Raw genomic sequence first — 17,435 nt, 5'->3', positions numbered from 1 at the left:
AGCGATCAGATCGAGTAGTTGGGGAACCTCCAGGCGGGAGCGAGTTTGATGTCGTCGGCGATGTATTCGAGCAGGTCCTGAAGAGGCTCACCAGAGCCGGGGGCGTCGATGGACAGGCTGAAGGGTGCCAGGACAAAGAGCTCGACCGCCTCGCCCGTGCCCGCACTAGCCCACTTGTCGAACACGGGAACCCCTGCCTTGTCGGAGACGGTGCTTGCGCGCCCGAACTTGCCGCTGTAGAAGCGCTGCGCCGCCGGCACCGAGGACCACTCTCGGAGATAGACGGTGGCGGTTCCGGAACCGGACGAGGGGGCGCGGCACTCCCATTGCCTAACCACTGCAGCGGACAACTGCCGGCGGGAGATCTCGAAGCAGTTCCGGCTCTCTGCGAGATAGACGAAGACGAACTCCATGGCCCCCGGACCTTGAAGCGGCGGGCAGAGGTTGACAGTCTCCGCGGAGCTTTCGTCCCAGCAGCGAACCATGGGTGTTTGAGCTGTTGCGGGTGCCGACGAGGCATCGGCCGGATCGGTCGGTGAAGCCCCTTCGCTCGGCGTAAGGGTGTCAATCGTGCTCTCCCCCTGCGCCCCGCTGCTCCCGGACGTCAGGTTCGCGGTCGGCGTGACGGAAGAAGGCGAGGCGGTGTCATTCCCCTGCGACTCTTTGAGAACTGCGAAGCTGGCACCGGCGGCAACGATGACGACGGCCGCCGCCGCCGCGATCCACAAGCCGATTCGACGACCTCGACCACCCTGGCTGCTCGTGAGGTGTGCGGCGGGGCTTGGTGGGCTCCAAGCTGGCGGCGGCGGCACCATCGTGGGCGGCTTAGCAATCGTTACCTCGGCTTCGGGGGCTCGGCCTGCAACGGTCGGCAACGCAGGTACACCCTGACCGATCAGGGCACGCCGCATGGCTTCGGCCGACTCGAAGCGTTCCTGCGAACGTTTGGCCAACGACTTCTCGAGCAATCGGTTGACCGTCCAGGAGGCCAGGTCACTTCCCTGCACCTGTGGAATCGGCGCTTGTTCGTGCTGACGCATGACGCTCAACTGCGTGCCTTCGTAGGGCTGCCGCCCAGACACCAGGCACCAGAGCACACACCCGACCGAGTAGATGTCGCTCGCAACGCTCGCCGGTTGCCCCATGAAGCGCTCAGGCGCCATGTAAGCCGGCGTACCCACCGCGCTACTGGTGACCGTCGAGTCGACGTCGGCGAACTGCGAGATGCCCAAGTCGCACAAGTAGGCGTGCATTCCTGTGCTGGTTCGCCGTACGAGCACGTTGCTCGGCTTGATGTCCCGGTGAAGCAGTCCGGCGCGGTGAGCATCACTCAACCCCGAAAGGACTTGATCCAGAAGAGCAAGGGCCGACGCCGGCGGCATTGGTCCACGATCGGCGATGAGCTTCGCGAGATCCCCGTCGGGGACGTACTGAGTAGCGATGTAGAGCCACCCGTCGTGCTCGCCGGCGTCATAAGCGGCGACCACGTGCGCCGACTCCAACCGTCCGAGAGCTGCAGCCTCGCGCCGGAACCGGCCGACGAACTCATCCGAGCCAACAAGCTCCGGGGCCAGGAGCTTGAGGGCTACTACTCGATCGAGGTCAACTTGCCGTGCCTTGAGCACGACGCCCATGCCTCCACGCCCGAGCGTGCCCTCAACGACGAACCGGCCAAAACCGTCACCCGGGCCAGGTAATGCGCCCATAGCCGAGACTCCTCACTGTTTCTCCTGGAGGACAATAAGGCGATCCCACAGGAGGTGGAGCCGTTTTGCAGAGACTGGCCGCCGATGCCCATCGGCGTCCGAAGGTGGACCGTGCGTACTTGCAGGCTCCCCGCCTGCAAGGATGACGGCCATGTCCCACGGCGGAGGCCATCGCCTCGACGAGGCGAGCCGGGAGACCTCCCCCTACATCGAGCTCGACCGCAGCGCCTGGGCGGCCCTCGCGCACGAGACCGAGAGCCCGTTGCGCGCCGAGGAGGTCCTTGCCCTGCGCGGCCTGGGCGACTCCCTCGACCTCGAGGAGGTCGAGGAGGTCTACCTCCCGCTGTCGCGCCTGCTCAGCCTCTACGTCGAGTCCGCCGGCCGTCTGCACCGCGAGCAGGAGACCTTCCTGCACCAGCCCACACCCCCGCGCACGCCGTTCGTGATCGGCCTGGCCGGGTCGGTGGCGGTCGGCAAGTCGACGACCGCCCGGGTGCTTCAGCAGATGCTCGCCCACTGGCCCGAGCACCCCAACGTCGCGCTGATCACCACCGACGGCTTTCTCTACCCCAACGCCGAGCTCGAGCGCCGCGGGATCCTGCACCGCAAGGGCTTCCCGGAGTCCTACGACCGCCGGGCGCTGCTCCGCTTCGTCGTCGACATCAAGTCGGGCAAGGACGAGGTCGAGGCACCGACGTACTCCCACCTCGTCTATGACGTCGTGCCCGACGAGAAGGTCGTCGTGAAGCGGCCCGACATCGTCATCATCGAGGGCCTCAACGTGCTGCAGCCGGCCCGGGTCAGCGAGGACGGCCGCGCCGGGCTGACCCTGAGCGACTTCTTCGACTTCTCCGTCTACGTCGACGCCGGCCGCGACAAGATCCGCGACTGGTACGTCTCGCGGTTCCTGCGGCTGCGCGAGACGGCGTTCCGCGACCCCGGCTCCTACTTCACCAAGTACGCCGCCCTGAGCCAGGACGAGGCCGTCGCCGAGGCCGAGCGCATCTGGGACTCGATCAACGGGCCCAACCTGGTGCAGAACATCCTGCCCACGCGCTCCCGCGCGACCCTCGTCCTCCGCAAGGACCGCGACCACTCGGTGCGCTACGTGCGCCTCCGCAAGCTCTGACCGGTCAGCGCCGGACGACGCCGGTCCCCCGGGTGTCGACGGACAGCGGCGGACGACCGGCCGCGCTGGGTCCGTGGGGCGTCGCGGTCACCCGCGTCACGAGCCGGTGGCCCGCGTCACGGCTCGTCACCCGGTAGTGCGACCGCACCGCCCCCGCGATCGGGACGCCGTCTCGGAGCCACCGGTAGCGCAGGCTCACCTGGCACGGGAGCCAGGTCCCTCTCGTGACCCGCAGCGTGCGTCCGGAACGGGCCGAGCCGACGATCCTGGGCGCCGCGGCGACGGCCAGCAGGGTCTCCGGCGGGACGACGAGCGACCGGGTGCCGGCATCGACGACCTGGGTCCGCGGGCCGGCGACGCGCAGGATGCGGCCGTCGCCGGGCGTGCACCCGCCGTCGACCTGGACGTCCGGGCTGCGCCCGACCCCAGCGAAGCGCGTGTAGCGCAGCCGGTAGTCGCCCGGCGCGATGCCGGTGACCCGCCAGTACCCGCGCGGGTCGACGGCGTCGGTGGCCGCCGCCACCCACCGGCCGGCCCGGCGGGTGAGCACGTCGACCCGCGCATAGCGAGCAGTGGCGTCGTCGCGCGCCCGCACCCGCCCGTGCAGCACCCGGCCGGGTCGTGAGGTGCCCGGGACGTAGAGCCACACGTCGTCCTTCAGGGCGACGAAGCGGGCAGAGCCGAGCGTGGCCGCGTGGTCGTCGGGACCGAGGTAGTAGTCGGCCACCGCGCCGGTCAGGTCGTGGAACCGGATCGTGTAGCGGCCGGGGTCGAGGGCCCCGACCGCGAAGGTCCCCTCGGTGCTGGTGCTCGAGCCCGCCACGGACCCGTCGGGTCGCAGCACCTGCACGAGCGTGCGCCGCCCCTGGGTCGGCGCCTGGCCGCTGAGGACGACGCCGCGCATCGTGACGTCACGTCGTACCGCCCCGGACGTGGTCACCTCGACCGTCTCGAGCGTGGGCTGCCGGTCAGGGGCCTCGAACCGGAGCCGGTAGCGCCCCGCCGGGAGCCGCGGCGTCGCGTAGGCGACGACGCCGCCGCCCAGTCGCTGCAGCGCGCGCCGGGCCACGGTCTCCCAGCCCGACCCGACGGGCCGCTCGACGATCAGGGTCCCGCTGTCGGCCCGGAGCACCTCGCCGCTGACGGTCCCGGTCGTGTCGACCGTACGGCGCAGAGCGACGTCCTGCTCCTGCTCGACCACCACCTCCTCGCCGTCGGGCTGCGGCACGGGTCCGGGCGGCCCGTGGCCGACGTCGACGAACGTCCCGTCCGCCAGGCGCGCGACGTAGCCGATCCGGTAGGTGCCACGGGGCAGCTGACCGACGGAGGACGAGGCCCCGTCGCGCAGCGCGGCCGGGAGCGCGACCCACTGCCCGCCGCGACGCCAGAAGGGCTGCACCTCTGACTCGACCACCTCGGTCCCGGCCCCCGGCTCGAGCGTGAGCTCGACCGTGGACGGGCGCGCCAGCTCGACGTCGCGGTCACCGGTCTCGGTGCGCGGTGTGACGACCACCGGAGCTGCGAGGGCCTCGGCCCCGGGCGCGACCTGCGAGGGCGTGTCCGGGTAGTACTCGCTGAGCCGTCCCTCGGCCCGGGCCTCGAGGAGGTAGGTACCCGGGTAGATGTCCTCGACCGTGTAGCGACCGTCCGCGTCGGCCGTGGCCTGCGGGACGTAGTACTGGCGCGCCCCCGTGCGCACGAGGACGGCGGCCCCCGCCAGCGGACGACCGTCGGTGCCGGTCACGACCCCCGAGACGCTGCCCGTGCGTTGCAGGACGAGGTCGTTGCGCACGACCCGGTCCGCCCGGACCTCGAGGTCGGCACCGGTCGAGACCTCGGCACCGCCGCCGGCGAACACCACCGGGTCACGCCCCCACCTGGGGGCGATGCCGAGCCGGTAGCGGCCGTCGGGCAGGGAGGTCCGGTAGACGCCGTCGGCGTCGGTGGGCCGCGGGTCGAGCCCGGGACCACGCGGCTCCCACTGGCGGCCGTGCAGGACGTAGACGACGGCGACGGCCTCCGTCACCGGCTGTCCGTCGGGCTCGGTGACGCGACCGACCAGCATGCCGAGGTCGCGGACCCGGCCGTCGACCTGCCGCGTGGTCTCCCGCGCCAGCGCGACCTCGACGGGTGCCGTCTCCCGACCCGTGGCCGGCTCGGTGAAGGAGACCCGGTAGCGACCGAGGGGCAGCGGCGGGCTGGTGTAGCGACCGTCGTCCCCGGTCACCGCCTCGCCCGCGCGGACCCACGCCGCACCGCTGAACAGGCGCAGGACCACCGGGGATCGCGGGACCGGGCTGCCGGAGGTCGACAGCACCCGACCGGCGATGCGGCTGGCCCGCAGCGCACTGTCGCCGAGGACGACGTCCTGCTCCCGCCCGACGGTGACGACGGTGCTCGAGCGGACGTCGGGCGCGTCGCGCCAGAACTCACGGACGCCCTCGCTGTCGAACCACAGCACGTAGCGGCCGGGAGGGAGCCCGGTCGCGGTGAACCGGCCGTCGGCGTCGACCGGGGTCGGCTGCGGGGGCGCCGCCGGGGCACCGAGCCGCACGAGCGTCCAGGAGACCGGGGCAGCGGGGTCGTCCGTGCGGAAGACGCGGCCCGAGACCGACGAGGGCAGCGGGAGCACCAGGTCGGGCAGGACCCGGTCGGTGTCCTCGGCGACAGGGACGACCCGGCCCTCGTCGGGGGTCGCCTCGTCCGGCCACGTGGTCGGGACCCGGCCCTCGGCCGTGGCGGTGACCCGGTAGCTGCCCGGCAGCAGCCGGTCGAACGCGTAGCGGCCGTCGGGGCCGACCACCGGCGACTGCCCGCTGGAGGTCCAGGTGCCGTCGGTCCCCCGCACCTCGAGGTCGACGCCGGCCCCGACGACGGCAGCCCCTTGCGGATCGACCAGCCGCCCGCTCAGGACCGCGCCGTCCGAGAGGACCGGGTCGAGCCGCACCCACTGCCCGCGCTGCACCCGGATGACCCCGGTGCGCTCGGCGACGTAGTCGATCTCGGGGTCGATCTCGGGCGGACCGACGGTGAGCTCGTAGGACCCCGGAGGGAGCACGATCGCGTAGCGCCCGTGGGCGTCGGTGTCGAGCTCGCGCAGGACCGTCGCGTTGCCGACGATCACCTCGAGGTGCGCGAACGCCACAGCCCGGCCGGACGTGTCGGTGACGACCCCGCCGATGCCCGTGGAGGCCGCGGCGGTCGCTGGCGCTGCACCCACCGGCACCACCAGGAGGGCGGCGACCAGGGCGAGCACCAGCAGCAGGACCCGAGACGTGCGCATGCGCGGACCGTATGTCGTGAGTGGCCTCGCAGGCAGCGAATTGCGCCGACGCGTCGCGCTCAGGCGCCCGTCGGCGGGTCGAGCACGAACCACACGGTGGTGCCGACCTCGTCGAGCTCGGACCCCCAGCGCGAGGTGAGGGCCGAGACCAGCTGCAGGCCGCGGCCGTGCACCCGCAACGGGTCGGCGTCGTCGTCGTGCCGAGGCTCCGTCGGGCGGGCGCCGCTGTGGCTCCCCCGGTCGCGCACCAGCACGGTGAGGATGCCGTCCTCGAGGAGGGCGCGGACCTCGGACGAGGCGCCGGTGTGGATGACGGCGTTGGTGACGAGCTCGGACAGGCAGAGCACGGCCGTGTCGATGACGTCGTCGTCGATGCCCCACGCGGCGAGCTGACGGCGGACGAAGCGCCGGGCGGTGCCCACCGCCTGCGGCTGGCCCTCGACCTCGCAGTCGGCGACGAGGGCTCCCTCGGCGACCTCACGGTCCGCGAGCGCCCCGTCGGGGCGCGGCAGTCGGGCCTGGGCGGCACGCAGGTCACGGGCCAGGGTGTCGACGGTCTCGACGGGGAGGGCCTCCGCGACGGACTGGTCGTCGAGGTAGGCGACGACGGCGCCGAGCACCTGCCCGTGCACGACCAGCGGCTCGGCGACCAGGCCCGTGGTGGTCCCGCCCCGCTGCCGGGCCACGAACTGCGGGAAACGCGGCGCGAGCTCGTCCCACGAGCCGGCGAGCCGCGACCCGCTGCGCACGACGGCGTTGAGGGGGACGTCGTCGTAGGCGTCGATGTGGCACCAGTCGACGACCTCGCCCTGCCGGTCGGAGGCGGTGAACTTCAGCCTCCGCCCGCCGCCCTCGACCAGCGCGAGACCCACGCGGGTCACGCCCGGCCCGGCGACGAGATCGGCGAGACCGTGCCGGGCGACGGCATCGGCGACGACCAGCACCGGCCCAGGCTAGCGCGCCGGCACGCCCTGGCGCCGGTGGTTCCGACGTACGGCCGGGTCAGGCGGTCATGCGGTCAGACGGTCAGGCGGCGTCGATGATGTCGATGACGAAGAACAGGGTCGCGCCGCCCGGGATGGCCGGCGGGGAGCCCGCGTCGCCGTAGCCGAGGTCGGACGGGATCGACATGATGATCCGGCTGCCGACGGGCGTGCCGGGGATGGCCTGGTCCCAGCCGGGGATGAGCTGACCGACACCGATGCCGGCCTGGAACGGCTGCGAGCTGTAGCTCTCGTCGAACGGCTCGTCCTCGCCGTAGACGCTGCCGAAGTAGTTGGCCGTGATGGTCTGGCCGACCTCGACCGCCGGGCCGTCGCCCTCGGTCACGGTCGCGACCTGCAGCTCCGAGCCGGGCTCGGGCGTGTCGGTGAAGTCGAGCCCGGTCACCAGGTCGCCCTCGGTGACGATCTGGGGCGCCCACTCGGGCAGCGCCCCGGCCTCGGGTGCCGCCTCCGACGCATCCGAGGTGGAGGAGGTCGGTGCCGGGTCCTCGGCACTGGTGTCGCCGTCGTCGTCGGAGCAGGCGGCGAGGGTCAGGGCGAGGACGGCGGCGGCCGCCACGAGGGACAGGCGCCGCGAGCGGGGCAGGGACACGTGGTTCATGGGGTTCCTCCAGGGATTGGGAGCGGGGACGGAAGACGGGGTCGGACGCCGGGCGCGGGCGTCACACGAGCGCGAGCCGCGAGCGCACCACGCCGGCGAGGCGGTCGGCCACGCCCTGGGCGGCCTCGGATGTCGCCGCCTCGACCATGACGCGCACGAGGGGCTCGGTCCCCGAGGGCCGCAGCAGCACGCGTCCGGTGTCGCCGAGGGCGCTCTGCTCGGCCGAGACGGCGGCCAGCAGCTCGGGGTCGTCGCAGCGGTCCTTGTCGACGCCGGGCACGTTGACCAGCACCTGCGGGAAGCGGGTGACGACGGACGCGAGGTCGCGCAGTGAGCGGCCGGTGACGACCATCCGCTGCAGCACGTGCAGGGCGGTGAGCAGGCCGTCGCCGGTGGTGGCGTGGTCGCGCATGATCACGTGGCCCGACTGCTCGCCACCGAGGTTGAACCCGCCGGCGCGCATGTCTTCCAGCACGTAGCGGTCGCCGACGGCGGTCTGGCGCACGCTGATGCCGGCGTCCCCCATCGCCCGGACGAAGCCGAGGTTGCTCATCACGGTCGCGACGACGGTGTCGTCGGCGAGGCGACCGGCGTCGCGCAGCGCGATGGCGAGGATCGCCAGGATCTGGTCGCCGTCGACGATCGCCCCGGTCGCGTCGACGGCCAGGCAGCGGTCGGCGTCGCCGTCGACCGCGAAGCCGGCGTGGGCGCCGTGGTCGACCACCGCGCGCTGGAGGCGAGCGAGGTGGGTGGACCCGTAGCCGTCGTTGATGTTGAGGCCGTCGGGCTCGGCGCCGATGGTGACGACCTCGAGGCCGGCGTCGAGCAGGGCGCGGGGGCCGACCGCGCTGGCCGCGCCGTGGGCGCAGTCGAGCACGACGCGCAGCGGGGCGCCGCGCCGTTCGAGCGGGCCGTCGAGCGTGCGCACGAGGTGGGCGGCGTACTCCTCGACGGTCGGGGCGTAGGGCCGCACCCGGCCGACATCGGCGCCGGTCGGGCGGTCCCAGTCCCCGCCGAGGTGGGCCTCGATCTCGCGCTCGAGGGCGTCGTCGAGCTTGACGCCGCCGCGGGCCAGGAACTTGATGCCGTTGTCGGGCATCGCGTTGTGGGAGGCGCTGATCACGACCCCCACGTCGGCACCGAGCGCGTCGGTGAAGTAGGCGACGCCCGGGGTGGGCAGCACCCGGAGGCGCAGCACGTCGACGCCGGCCGAGGCCAGGCCGGCGACCACCGCGTGCTCGAGGAACTGCCCCGAGATGCGGGTGTCGCGGCCGACCACGGCCAGCGGACGCTGGCCGGCGTACTCGCCGTGGTCGACGAGCACGCGCGCAGCGGCCACGCCCAGGTCGAGCGCGAGCTCGGCCGTGAGCGGGCCGTTGGCGAGTCCGCGGACCCCGTCGGTGCCGAAGATGCGCGGCACGCCAGGAATCAGCGCTTGGAGAACTGCGGGGCCTTGCGGGCCTTCTTGAGACCGGCCTTCTTGCGCTCGATGACGCGGGCGTCACGCGTGAGCAGCCCGAGCTTCTTGAGCGTGGGGCGGTTGGTCTCGGTGTCGATCTCGTTGAGGCACCGGGCCACGCCGAGGCGCAGCGCGCCGGCCTGACCGGTGATGCCGCCGCCGTGGATGCGGGCGATCACGTCGAAACGGCCCTCGAGCTGCAGCGCGGCGAACGGCTCGTTGACCACCTGCTGGTGCAGCTTGTTGGGGAAGTAGGAGTCGAGCGTGCGGCCGTTGACGCGCCACTGGCCGGTGCCGGGGGCGATGCGGACGCGGGCGACGGCCTCCTTGCGACGGCCGGTGGCCGCAGCGGGGGCGATGGTCGCCGGACGGGCCGGGGTGTCGGCCGACGCGGAGCTCTCGGACGTGTAGGCCACGCCGCTCTCGTCGGTGGCGAAGGTCTCGTCGACCTCACCGTCGGTGGTAACAGTGTTCTCAGTCATGTGTCTGCCTGCTCAGTCGTGGATGGAAGGTCGCGTTTACTGGGAGATCTGCTTGATCTCGTGGGGCACGGCCTTCTGAGCGGCGTGCGGGTGTTCCGGGCCGGAGTACACCTTGAGCTTGGTCAGCTGCTGACGGCTCAGCTTGTTCTTGGGGAGCATGCCCCAGACAGCCTTCTCGATGACCTTGCGCGCGTCCTTGGCGAGCACGTCGCCGATCGCGGTCTCGGTCAGACCACCCGGGAAGCCCGAGTGGCGGTAGACCATCTTGGTCTGCTTCTTGTTGCCGGCCAGCGCGACCTTGGCAGCGTTGACGACGATGACGAAGTCACCACCGTCGACGTTGGGCGCGTAGGTGGGCTTGTGCTTGCCGCGGAGGAGCGTGGCGCACACGACGGCCAGACGGCCCAGGACGATGTCCTCGGCGTCGATGACGTGCCAGGTGCGCGTGATGTCGCCGGGCTTGGGGGCGTAGGTACCCATGACCTTGCTTTCTGCGTTCGTGGTGTTCCGTTCCGGGGTCTGCCCCGGTCGGAGGTGCTGCTCGCGTCTCTTGACGAACTCGGCCCGGCTCGACTTCTCCAGGACTGCACCGCACCCGGGTCAGGGGGCGGCACGGTAGGGACGCGATCGCCAAGACTACGGACCGGGGCGCGACGGCGCCAATCCGCACCCGTCGGCGTCGTCCGGGGTCAGCGGCGCCACTCCCCATGGGTACGACGGGGCCGGTAGGCCTGGCGGGCGTACGGCGCCGGCGCGTGGCTCGCGCGGAGCAGCCGCTGCATCCGGCGGGCCACGTCGGGGTGCTGCCGGGCGACGTCGTGACGCTCGGACCGGTCCTTCGTGAGGTCGTAGAGCTCCAGCTTGGCCAGGCGGTCCGCGACGTGCGGGTCGTCGCCAGGCGCGTGGCGCACGGCCTTCCAGCGGCCGGTGCGGGCGGCCGTGGTGGTGACGAGCTGCGAGGGCGGTCCCCCGTCGAGGTTCTGGTCACCGATCCGGGGCCGCTCCCAGAAGAGCGGCGGGTGCTCGACCCCGCCGCGGCGCTCGCCGGTGATCCAGTCGCGCACCGACACCCCGTCGACGTCGCGCGGTGGCGTGATGCCGGCGAAGTCGGCGAGGGTGGGCAGCAGGTCGACCGACCCCCAGGCCCGGTCCGCCACGACCCCCGGACGGTCGCGGACGATGCCCGGTCCCCAGACGATCAGCGGCACCCGCACACCGCCCTCGTAGAGCGAGTGCTTGCCGGCGCGGAGCCCGCCGTTGGTGTGCCACAGGATGTCGGCGAGGGCCGAGTCGGGCGACGGCGACTCGACGTCGGCGCACTGGCCCGAGCCGACGAGCAGGTGCTCGTTGGGGGTCGGGCCGTTGTCACCGGTGAACACGACGAGGGTGTCCTCGGCCAGGCCGAGCTCGTCCAGCTTGTCGAGGATCGTGCCGACGTAGGTGTCGAGGAGGGTGTGCTGGGCGGCGTACGCCTTCTGGTCCTCGGTCCACGGGCGGTCGCGGTAGATGCCGTTGTCGGGCACCTGGTTGGGGAAGTGGACGAGCTGCGGGGTGAAGAGGAGGAAGAACTCCTCGTCGCGGTGCCGCTCGATGTAGTCGAGGGCGGAGTGGAGGTACTGCTGCGGGGCGTAGGTGCCGCGACTCTCCCCCTCGTTGCCGGACAGCCGGACGCGGCGGTTGCCGCGCCACAGGTAGTCGGGCCAGTACTGGAAGGCGTGCTCGGTGACGACGATGCCGTGGAACTCGTCGAAGCCCTTCTGGAGCGGGTGGCTCCTGTCGCCGCGGTTGGCGACGTCGAACGACCGCTCGGTGATCCCCCGGGGACGTGGACGTCGCACGTGACGCCGCGCGGTGTCGCCACGAACTGGTCGTCCTCGCCGAACCCCCACTTGCCGAAGACGCCGGTGCGGTAGCCGGCCCGGCGCAGCACCTGTCCGATCGTGACGTCCGGCGCCAGCAGCCGGGGCTGGATGCCGGTCTCGCGCTGGGTGTTGGCCCGCACGCGGGCGTGCCCGCCGTGCATCGAGGTGAGGAGCGTGGTGCGCGACGGGGAGCAGACGCTGGCCCCGGAGTAGCCCTGGGTGAACCGGATGCCCTCGCGGGCCATCCGGTCGAGCCGGGGCGTCCACATCGTCTGCTGCCCGTAGGCGCCCAGGGCGCCGTACCCCAGGTCGTCGGCGAGGATCACCACGAGGTTGGGGCGACGTCGTCCGCGGCGGGCGGCGGGCCGGGCCGACGCGGGCGACGACAGGCCTGTCGCCAGGGCACCCGCCACGCCGGCCACGCCGGCCATGCCGGCCGCCAGGGTCGCGCGGCGGGTGGGTCCGGCCGGGGTGGAGGTGGGGGTGGTCATCGAGACCTTTCCGTCGCGAGCGCCATGTCGTTCATCTCGACCGGCTAACTCCGGTATGGCGGCGACGTTACGGGCGAGCAGGCCCACCCGCCGACGACCGCCCCACCTGTCCGCCCACCGAGTCCCGGGATTCCGCGCCGTGGAGGCGCGGACTAGGTTGTCAGGCGTGACCGACTCTCTCACCGTCCGTGACAACCGCACCGGCTCGGAGTACGACGTACCGATCACCGACGGCACCATCAAGGCTGCCGACCTCGGGAAGATCCGCACCGACGAGGAGTCCCCCGGGCTCGCCGTCTACGACCCCGGCTTCGTCAACACGGCGTCCTGCCGCTCCGCCGTCACCTACATCGACGGCGACAAGGGCATCCTCGAGTACCGCGGCTACCCGATCGAGCAGCTGGCCGAGGGGTCGAGCTTCCTCGAGGTGGCCTACCTGCTCGTGCACGGGGCGCTCCCGACCAAGGCCGAGTACGACGCGTGGGTGCACGAGATCACCTACCACACGTTCGTCCACGAGAACGTCAAGGAGTTCATGCAGGGCTTCCGCTACGACGCGCACCCCATGGGGATGCTGATGGCGTCGGTCGGGGCCCTCTCGACGTTCTACCCCGAGGCCGGCAAGATCTCCGACGCCGACAACCGGCACATGCAGATCGTCCGGATGATCGCCAAGATGCCGACGCTCGGCGCGTGGTCGTTCCGCAACGCGCAGGGCAAGCCGTTCGTCTATCCCGACAACGACCTCGGCTACACCGCCAACTTCCTCTCCATGCTCTTCAAGATGAGCGAGCAGAAGTACGAGGCCGACGAGCGGCTGGTCAAGGCGCTCGACGTGCTCTTCATCCTGCACGCCGACCACGAGCAGAACTGCTCGACCAACGCCGTGCGCTCGGTCGGCTCCTCGCAGGTCGACCCCTACTCGGCCGTCGCGGCCGGCGTCGGCGCCCTCTACGGCCCGCTGCACGGCGGCGCGAACGAGGCCGTGCTCAAGTCGCTCAAGAAGATCGGGTCGAAGGAGAACATCCCCGACTTCATCAAGGGCGTCAAGGACGGCAACGAGCGCCTGATGGGGTTCGGCCACCGGGTCTACAAGAACTACGACCCCCGTGCCCGGATCATCAAGAAGGCCGCCGAGGACGTCTTCGAGGTCACCGGCACCAACCCGCTCCTCGAGATCGCGCTCGAGCTCGAGAAGATCGCGCTCGAGGACGAGTACTTCATCAAGCGCAAGCTCTACCCCAACGTCGACTTCTACTCCGGGCTCATCTACGAGGCCTTCCAGTTCCCGCCCGAGATGTTCACGGTGCTCTTCGCGATCGGCCGCACGCCCGGCTGGCTGTCGCAGTGGCTCGAGCTCGTGCAGGACAAGGAGCAGAAGATCGCCCGCCCCAAGCAGATCTACACCGGCGACCGCGAGCTGACGTTCGTCCCCGCCTCGGAGCGCTGGGCCTGACGTGACGCCGAGGCGGGTGCTCGGGACGACGGCGCTGGCGCTGTTCTGCCTCGTCCCTCCCGGGGTGGCGTACGCCACGACGGCGTCCGCCACCGCCTCGGCCAGGGTGGCGCAGCGGACCGTCACCGACGGGGCCAACCCGCGAGCACTGCTCGACCTGCGGTCGGTGACCTATCGGCACGGACCGCGCGCGATCGGGGTCTCGACCGCGGTCGCGTCGGTGCCGGCAGCCGGGTCCGTCGTCCTCACGCTCGAGAGTCCGGAGAGCTCCGACTTCGCCGAGATCTACCTCGATCGTGACCGCGACGGCCAGGTCACCACCGAGGTCCAGTTCAGCTATCTCGAGGACGTCACCGACGTCGCCCGATGCGCCGTGACCCACCGGTGGGACCGGCGCAAGGACGTCGTCGGCGTGGCGGTCGACAGCCCCTGCCTGGCGCGGTTCGTCAGCCGTCGGTCGAGCAGCTTCGACCTCGACCTGGTCGAGGCCACCGTCACCACCTCGACCTCTCGCTTCACCCGCGTCGACAACGCACGCTCCGCGGTCCTCGACGTGCGGTGACCCGTCGTCGATCTACGACGGGTCAGCGCGTCGCGGGTGATCAGCGGCGGGAGAGCGCCACGACCGGGATGACCCGGTCGGTCTTGGTCTGGTAGTCGGCGAAGCCCGGGTAGTCGGCCGCCTGCTCGGCGTACCGTTCGGTGCGCTCGTCGCCGGTGAGCTCCTCGGCGACGACGTCGATCGTGTCGTCGCCGACCTCGATCGAGGCCTCGGGGTGGGCCTTGAGGTTGTGGAACCAGGCGGGGTTGTCAGGAGCGCCGGCCTTGGAGGCGAAGACGAGCCAGCGCTCGCCGTCGGCGCGGTACATCATCGGGTGCTCGCGCTCGGCGCCGCTCCTGGCGCCAGTGGTGTGCAGGATCAGCAGCGGCGCGCCCTCGAAGGGACCGCCGACCTTGCCGTGGTTGGCCCGGAACTCCGCCTTGACCTGCTCGTTGAAGTCGCTCATGCGGCCAGTCTGCCGCCCGACCGACCAGCCGGACAGGCGGACCGGCGAACAGGGCGTCGAGGTGGACGAGCGCTTCAGAGGGCGGGGAGCTCGGGCAGCGGAGCCTGGTGGAGCCAGGCGACGAAGAGGTCCGAGAGGTCGGCGCCGGTGCGCTCGACCGCCATCGAGACGAAGTCGGCGCTGACGACGTTGCCGCCGGAGTGGGTCGCGACCCAGGTCTTGAGCAGGTCGAAGAACGCGTCGTCGCCGACGGTGCGGCGCAGGGCGTGGAGGGTGAGCGCGCCGCGCTTGTAGACGCGGTCGTCGAACATCAGCGCCGGGCCGGGGTCGGCGAGGACGAGGTCCTGGTCGAGCTCGGCGAGGCGCTCGTGGTGGTGCTCGGCCCACTGGTCGGCGGAGTCGCCGCCGGAGGCCTCGGACCAGAGCCACTCGCTGTAGCAGGCGAAGCCCTCGTGCAGCCAGATGTCCTGCCAGCGCCTGAGCGTCACGGCGTTGCCGAACCACTGGTGCGCGAGCTCGTGGGCGACGAGGCGGACGCAGTCCCAGTCGCCGGTCATGAAGTTGCGGCCGAACGTCGACAGGCTCTGCGACTCCAGCGGGATCTCGAGGTCGTCGTCGGTGACGACGACGGAGTAGGTCGGGTTCGGGTAGGGCCCGAAGAGCCCGCTGAACGTCTCGAGCATCTCGGCGTTGCGGCCGAACGCCGCCTCGAACCCGTCGCCCGCGTCGGCGGGGATCGCCGCGAGGAGCGGTGGGTCGGTGCCGAGCTCGCGGACGTCGTAGCGCCCGATCTGCACCGTGGCGAGGTAGGTGGCCATGGGCTCGTCCTGCTCGTAGACCCAGGTCGTGGCGCTCGATCCGCGGCGGCGCGACGACAGCGTGCCGTTGGCGACGACCGTGTAGTCGTGGGGCGCGGTCACGGTCAGGGTGTAGGACGCCTTGTTGTCGGGCCGGTCGTTGCACGGGAACCACGTGGGGGCCCCGTGGGGCTGGCCGGCGACGATCACGCCGTCGGTGAGCTCTTCCCACCCGGCGTCCTCGTGGTGCTTGTCCATGAGGGGCTTGGGCTTGCCGTCGTAGGTGATCCTGAGCTCGAACGTCGTGCCCGCCGCGATCGTCTTGGCCGGGGTGACGACGAGCCGGTGTCCGCGCGAGGTGTGGCGCGGCGCCTTGCCGTCGAGCAGCACCTTGTTGGCGCGCAGGTGCGCGAGGTCGAGCACGACGCGGGACACGTCGTCGACGGCGTGGGCCCGGATCGTGGCCTGGCCCCGCAGGTGGTTGCGCTCGAGGTCGTAGCCGAGGTGGACGTCGTAGTGCTCGGCGCTCCACGACGGGTCACCGTGGTCGGGCAGGTAGGGATCGGCGGTGGGGAGGCTGTTCACGGGGTGGTCACCGGTGCTGGTCCCACGGGCCGATGGGGTTGCCGATCCACGAGGTCTTGTCGGGCACCGACTCGCCCCTCATCACCAACGACACGGGGCCGACCGTAGCGTGCCGACCGAGGGTGGCTGCGGGCAGGATGACGCTGTTGGGGCCGAGCGTCGCGCCCCGCTTGAGGACGACGAGGTCCTGGGCGAAGCGGCGGTCGTGGAAGAGGTGGGTCTGCACGACACTGCCCTGGTTGACGGTCGCGCCGTCGCCGAGCTCGACCAGGTCGGCCTCCGGCAGCCAGTAGGTCTCGCACCACACCCCGCGGCCGATCGTGGCGCCCATCAGCCGGAGCCACGCGTTGAGCACGGGGGTGCCGCTCACCGCTCGCAGCAGCCACGGCGCGGCGACGACCTCGACGAAGGTGTCGGCGAGCTCGTTGCGCCAGACGAACCAGCTCCACAGCGGGTGGCTCCCCCGCCGCATCCGGCCCACCAGCAGCCACTTGGCGAGGACCGCGACGAGGGCAGCGGCGAGCCCGGCGGCCACGAGCAGCGGGCCGGTGAGGACCAGGGCCAGGAGGACGTCGTCACCGAGCAGGGAGACCAGGGCGATCGCGACCAGGCCGCCGAGGGCGAGCGACACGATCTGCGGCACCAGCCGGCACAGCTCGACGAGGGCGCGGTAGACACGCAGCCGGGTCGGCGGGTCGTAGGTGGTCGAGTGGTCGGCGTCGTTGTCGGCGCTACGACGCAGCGGCGCGGGCGGGCTGCCGATGTAGGACTCGCCCTTGCCCGCGGTACGCCGACGGGGCGCGGCCGAGAGCACCGCGACGAGCGACGCCTTGGGGACCTTGCGGCCGGGTGCGGCCATGCCGGAGTTGCCGACGAAGGCGCGCTTGCCGATCTTGACCTTCTCGGCCCGCAGCCAGCCGCCACCGAGCTCGTAGCCGCCGATCAGCGTGTCGTCGGCCAGGAAGGCCTGGTCGTTGACCTGGGTGAGCGACGGGATCATCAGCACCGTCGACGCCTCGACGTCCTTGCCGATGCGGGCGCCGAGCGCGCGGAGCCAGACCGGGGTGAGGGTCGAGGAGTAGAGCGGGAACAGCCAGGTGCGCGCCTCGTCGAGGACCCGCATCGTCGTCCACACGGCGAGCGCCGGGCGGCTGCGCACGGGGTGGGCCCCGGAGACGATCGACCGGCCGGCCCGGCGTACGACGGCCCACACCATGACCGTGAGCGAGAGCAGGCCGAGGACCGTCGAGAGCGGCAGCCACCACAGCAGGCCGAGGAGCCCGCGGACGTCGTCGGCCGGGTCCGCGAGCAGCAGTGGCGGGAGCGCGCCGACGACGACGGCGACGAGGGGCATCAGGCCGAGCAGCGCGGCCACGACGGCGTACGCCGCCGCCCAGCCGCGACTGCTGACCGGGCGCTCGGTGTGCCAGGGTCCGCGGGCGTCGTCGGAGGCCTGCGTGGCGGGCGAGCCCGACCAGAACTCCCCCGACGGGACCTCGCCGAACACGGCCGAGCCGGGCGCCACCTCGGCGTCGGCGCCGACCGTGGCCCCGGGCAGCAGCATGCTCCGCGC

General features: G+C 72.0%; 14 protein-coding genes and 1 pseudogene. 3 read left to right on the top strand and 12 right to left on the bottom strand.

Annotated elements, in window-relative coordinates:
- Positions 1-5 precede the first annotated feature (5 nt).
- Positions 6-1,706, bottom strand: a complete 1,701-nt coding sequence (locus Q7T52_RS01040; RefSeq protein ID WP_304798735.1) for a serine/threonine-protein kinase — start codon at positions 1,704-1,706, stop codon at positions 6-8.
- A 151-nt stretch (positions 1,707-1,857) separates the two neighbouring features.
- Here Q7T52_RS01040 and coaA point away from each other — a divergent pair, with 151 nt between their 5' ends.
- The gene (coaA, locus tag Q7T52_RS01035; protein ID WP_304798732.1) at positions 1,858-2,835 is read left to right on the top strand and encodes a type I pantothenate kinase; all 978 of its coding nucleotides are present in this window, start codon (positions 1,858-1,860) and stop codon (positions 2,833-2,835) included.
- Between the two features lie 4 nt (positions 2,836-2,839).
- Here the strand turns inward: coaA and Q7T52_RS01030 are convergent, their stop codons facing one another.
- The 8 genes and pseudogenes from Q7T52_RS01030 to Q7T52_RS20560 all read right to left on the bottom strand — a co-directional run.
- Positions 2,840-6,118: a carboxypeptidase-like regulatory domain-containing protein gene (locus Q7T52_RS01030; RefSeq protein WP_304798730.1), complete on the bottom strand. Its 3,279-nt coding sequence runs from the start codon at positions 6,116-6,118 to the stop codon at positions 2,840-2,842.
- 59 nt (positions 6,119-6,177) lie between these two features.
- Positions 6,178-7,062, bottom strand: a complete 885-nt coding sequence (locus Q7T52_RS01025) for an ATP-binding protein (RefSeq protein WP_304798727.1) — start codon at positions 7,060-7,062, stop codon at positions 6,178-6,180.
- Between the two features lie 82 nt (positions 7,063-7,144).
- Entirely contained in the window at positions 7,145-7,723 is a 579-nt protein-coding gene (locus Q7T52_RS01020) for an FKBP-type peptidyl-prolyl cis-trans isomerase (protein WP_304798724.1), read from the bottom strand.
- 61 nt (positions 7,724-7,784) lie between these two features.
- On the bottom strand, positions 7,785-9,143 hold the full coding sequence (glmM, locus tag Q7T52_RS01015) for a phosphoglucosamine mutase (RefSeq protein ID WP_304798721.1): 1,359 nt from the start codon (positions 9,141-9,143) through the stop codon (positions 7,785-7,787).
- An 8-nt stretch (positions 9,144-9,151) separates the two neighbouring features.
- Complete coding sequence (gene rpsI, locus Q7T52_RS01010; RefSeq protein ID WP_304798718.1) at positions 9,152-9,664, bottom strand: 30S ribosomal protein S9; 513 nt, start codon at positions 9,662-9,664, stop codon at positions 9,152-9,154.
- Between the two features lie 36 nt (positions 9,665-9,700).
- Positions 9,701-10,144, bottom strand: coding sequence for a 50S ribosomal protein L13 (gene rplM, locus Q7T52_RS01005; protein ID WP_304798715.1), 444 nt, complete (start codon positions 10,142-10,144; stop codon positions 9,701-9,703).
- A 209-nt stretch (positions 10,145-10,353) separates the two neighbouring features.
- Positions 10,354-11,502 carry a sulfatase-like hydrolase/transferase gene (locus tag Q7T52_RS01000; RefSeq protein ID WP_304798712.1) on the bottom strand — a complete coding sequence of 383 codons (1,149 nt, stop codon included), beginning with the start codon at positions 11,500-11,502 and terminating at the stop codon, positions 10,354-10,356.
- A 38-nt stretch (positions 11,503-11,540) separates the two neighbouring features.
- Positions 11,541-11,957 (bottom strand): annotated as a pseudogene (locus Q7T52_RS20560) (sulfatase-like hydrolase/transferase); the annotation flags it as partial.
- A 226-nt stretch (positions 11,958-12,183) separates the two neighbouring features.
- Between Q7T52_RS20560 and Q7T52_RS00995 the strand changes: the two are divergent.
- Both Q7T52_RS00995 and Q7T52_RS00990 read left to right on the top strand, forming a co-directional pair.
- A complete protein-coding gene (locus Q7T52_RS00995) occupies positions 12,184-13,473 on the top strand; it encodes a citrate synthase (protein WP_304798710.1) in 1,290 nt (429 codons plus the stop codon).
- Positions 13,474-13,489: 16 nt separating this feature from the next.
- A complete protein-coding gene (locus tag Q7T52_RS00990) occupies positions 13,490-14,035 on the top strand; it encodes a hypothetical protein (protein ID WP_304798707.1) in 546 nt (181 codons plus the stop codon).
- Positions 14,036-14,075: 40 nt separating this feature from the next.
- Here Q7T52_RS00990 and Q7T52_RS00985 read toward each other — a convergent pair whose 3' ends face one another.
- From Q7T52_RS00985 to Q7T52_RS00975, 3 genes are all read right to left on the bottom strand, one after another.
- Positions 14,076-14,480: a nitroreductase family deazaflavin-dependent oxidoreductase gene (locus Q7T52_RS00985; RefSeq protein WP_304798704.1), complete on the bottom strand. Its 405-nt coding sequence runs from the start codon at positions 14,478-14,480 to the stop codon at positions 14,076-14,078.
- A gap of 74 nt (positions 14,481-14,554) precedes the next feature.
- On the bottom strand, positions 14,555-15,862 hold the full coding sequence (locus Q7T52_RS00980) for a M1 family metallopeptidase (protein ID WP_304798701.1): 1,308 nt from the start codon (positions 15,860-15,862) through the stop codon (positions 14,555-14,557).
- A 7-nt stretch (positions 15,863-15,869) separates the two neighbouring features.
- A partial coding sequence (locus Q7T52_RS00975; protein WP_370692272.1) for a Pls/PosA family non-ribosomal peptide synthetase occupies positions 15,870-17,435 on the bottom strand: 1,566 nt, incomplete at its 5' end.

This window comes from Nocardioides sp., assembly GCF_030655615.1.
Classification (GTDB): Bacteria; Actinomycetota; Actinomycetes; order Propionibacteriales; family Nocardioidaceae; genus Nocardioides.
Note: the sequence above shows the minus strand (reverse complement) of the source record. Positions and strands in the feature narration are given on the sequence as shown.

Coding starts and splice junctions, on each gene's coding strand:
- Q7T52_RS01030 (WP_304798730.1), bottom strand. CDS start 6,118: ATGCGCACGTCTCGGGTCCTGCTGCTGGTGCTCGCCCTGGTCGCCGCC.
- rplM (WP_304798715.1), bottom strand. CDS start 10,144: ATGGGTACCTACGCCCCCAAGCCCGGCGACATCACGCGCACCTGGCAC.
- rpsI (WP_304798718.1), bottom strand. CDS start 9,664: ATGACTGAGAACACTGTTACCACCGACGGTGAGGTCGACGAGACCTTC.
- Q7T52_RS00985 (WP_304798704.1), bottom strand. CDS start 14,480: ATGAGCGACTTCAACGAGCAGGTCAAGGCGGAGTTCCGGGCCAACCAC.
- Q7T52_RS01040 (WP_304798735.1), bottom strand. CDS start 1,706: ATGGGCGCATTACCTGGCCCGGGTGACGGTTTTGGCCGGTTCGTCGTT.
- Q7T52_RS01020 (WP_304798724.1), bottom strand. CDS start 7,723: ATGAACCACGTGTCCCTGCCCCGCTCGCGGCGCCTGTCCCTCGTGGCG.
- coaA (WP_304798732.1), top strand. CDS start 1,858: ATGTCCCACGGCGGAGGCCATCGCCTCGACGAGGCGAGCCGGGAGACC.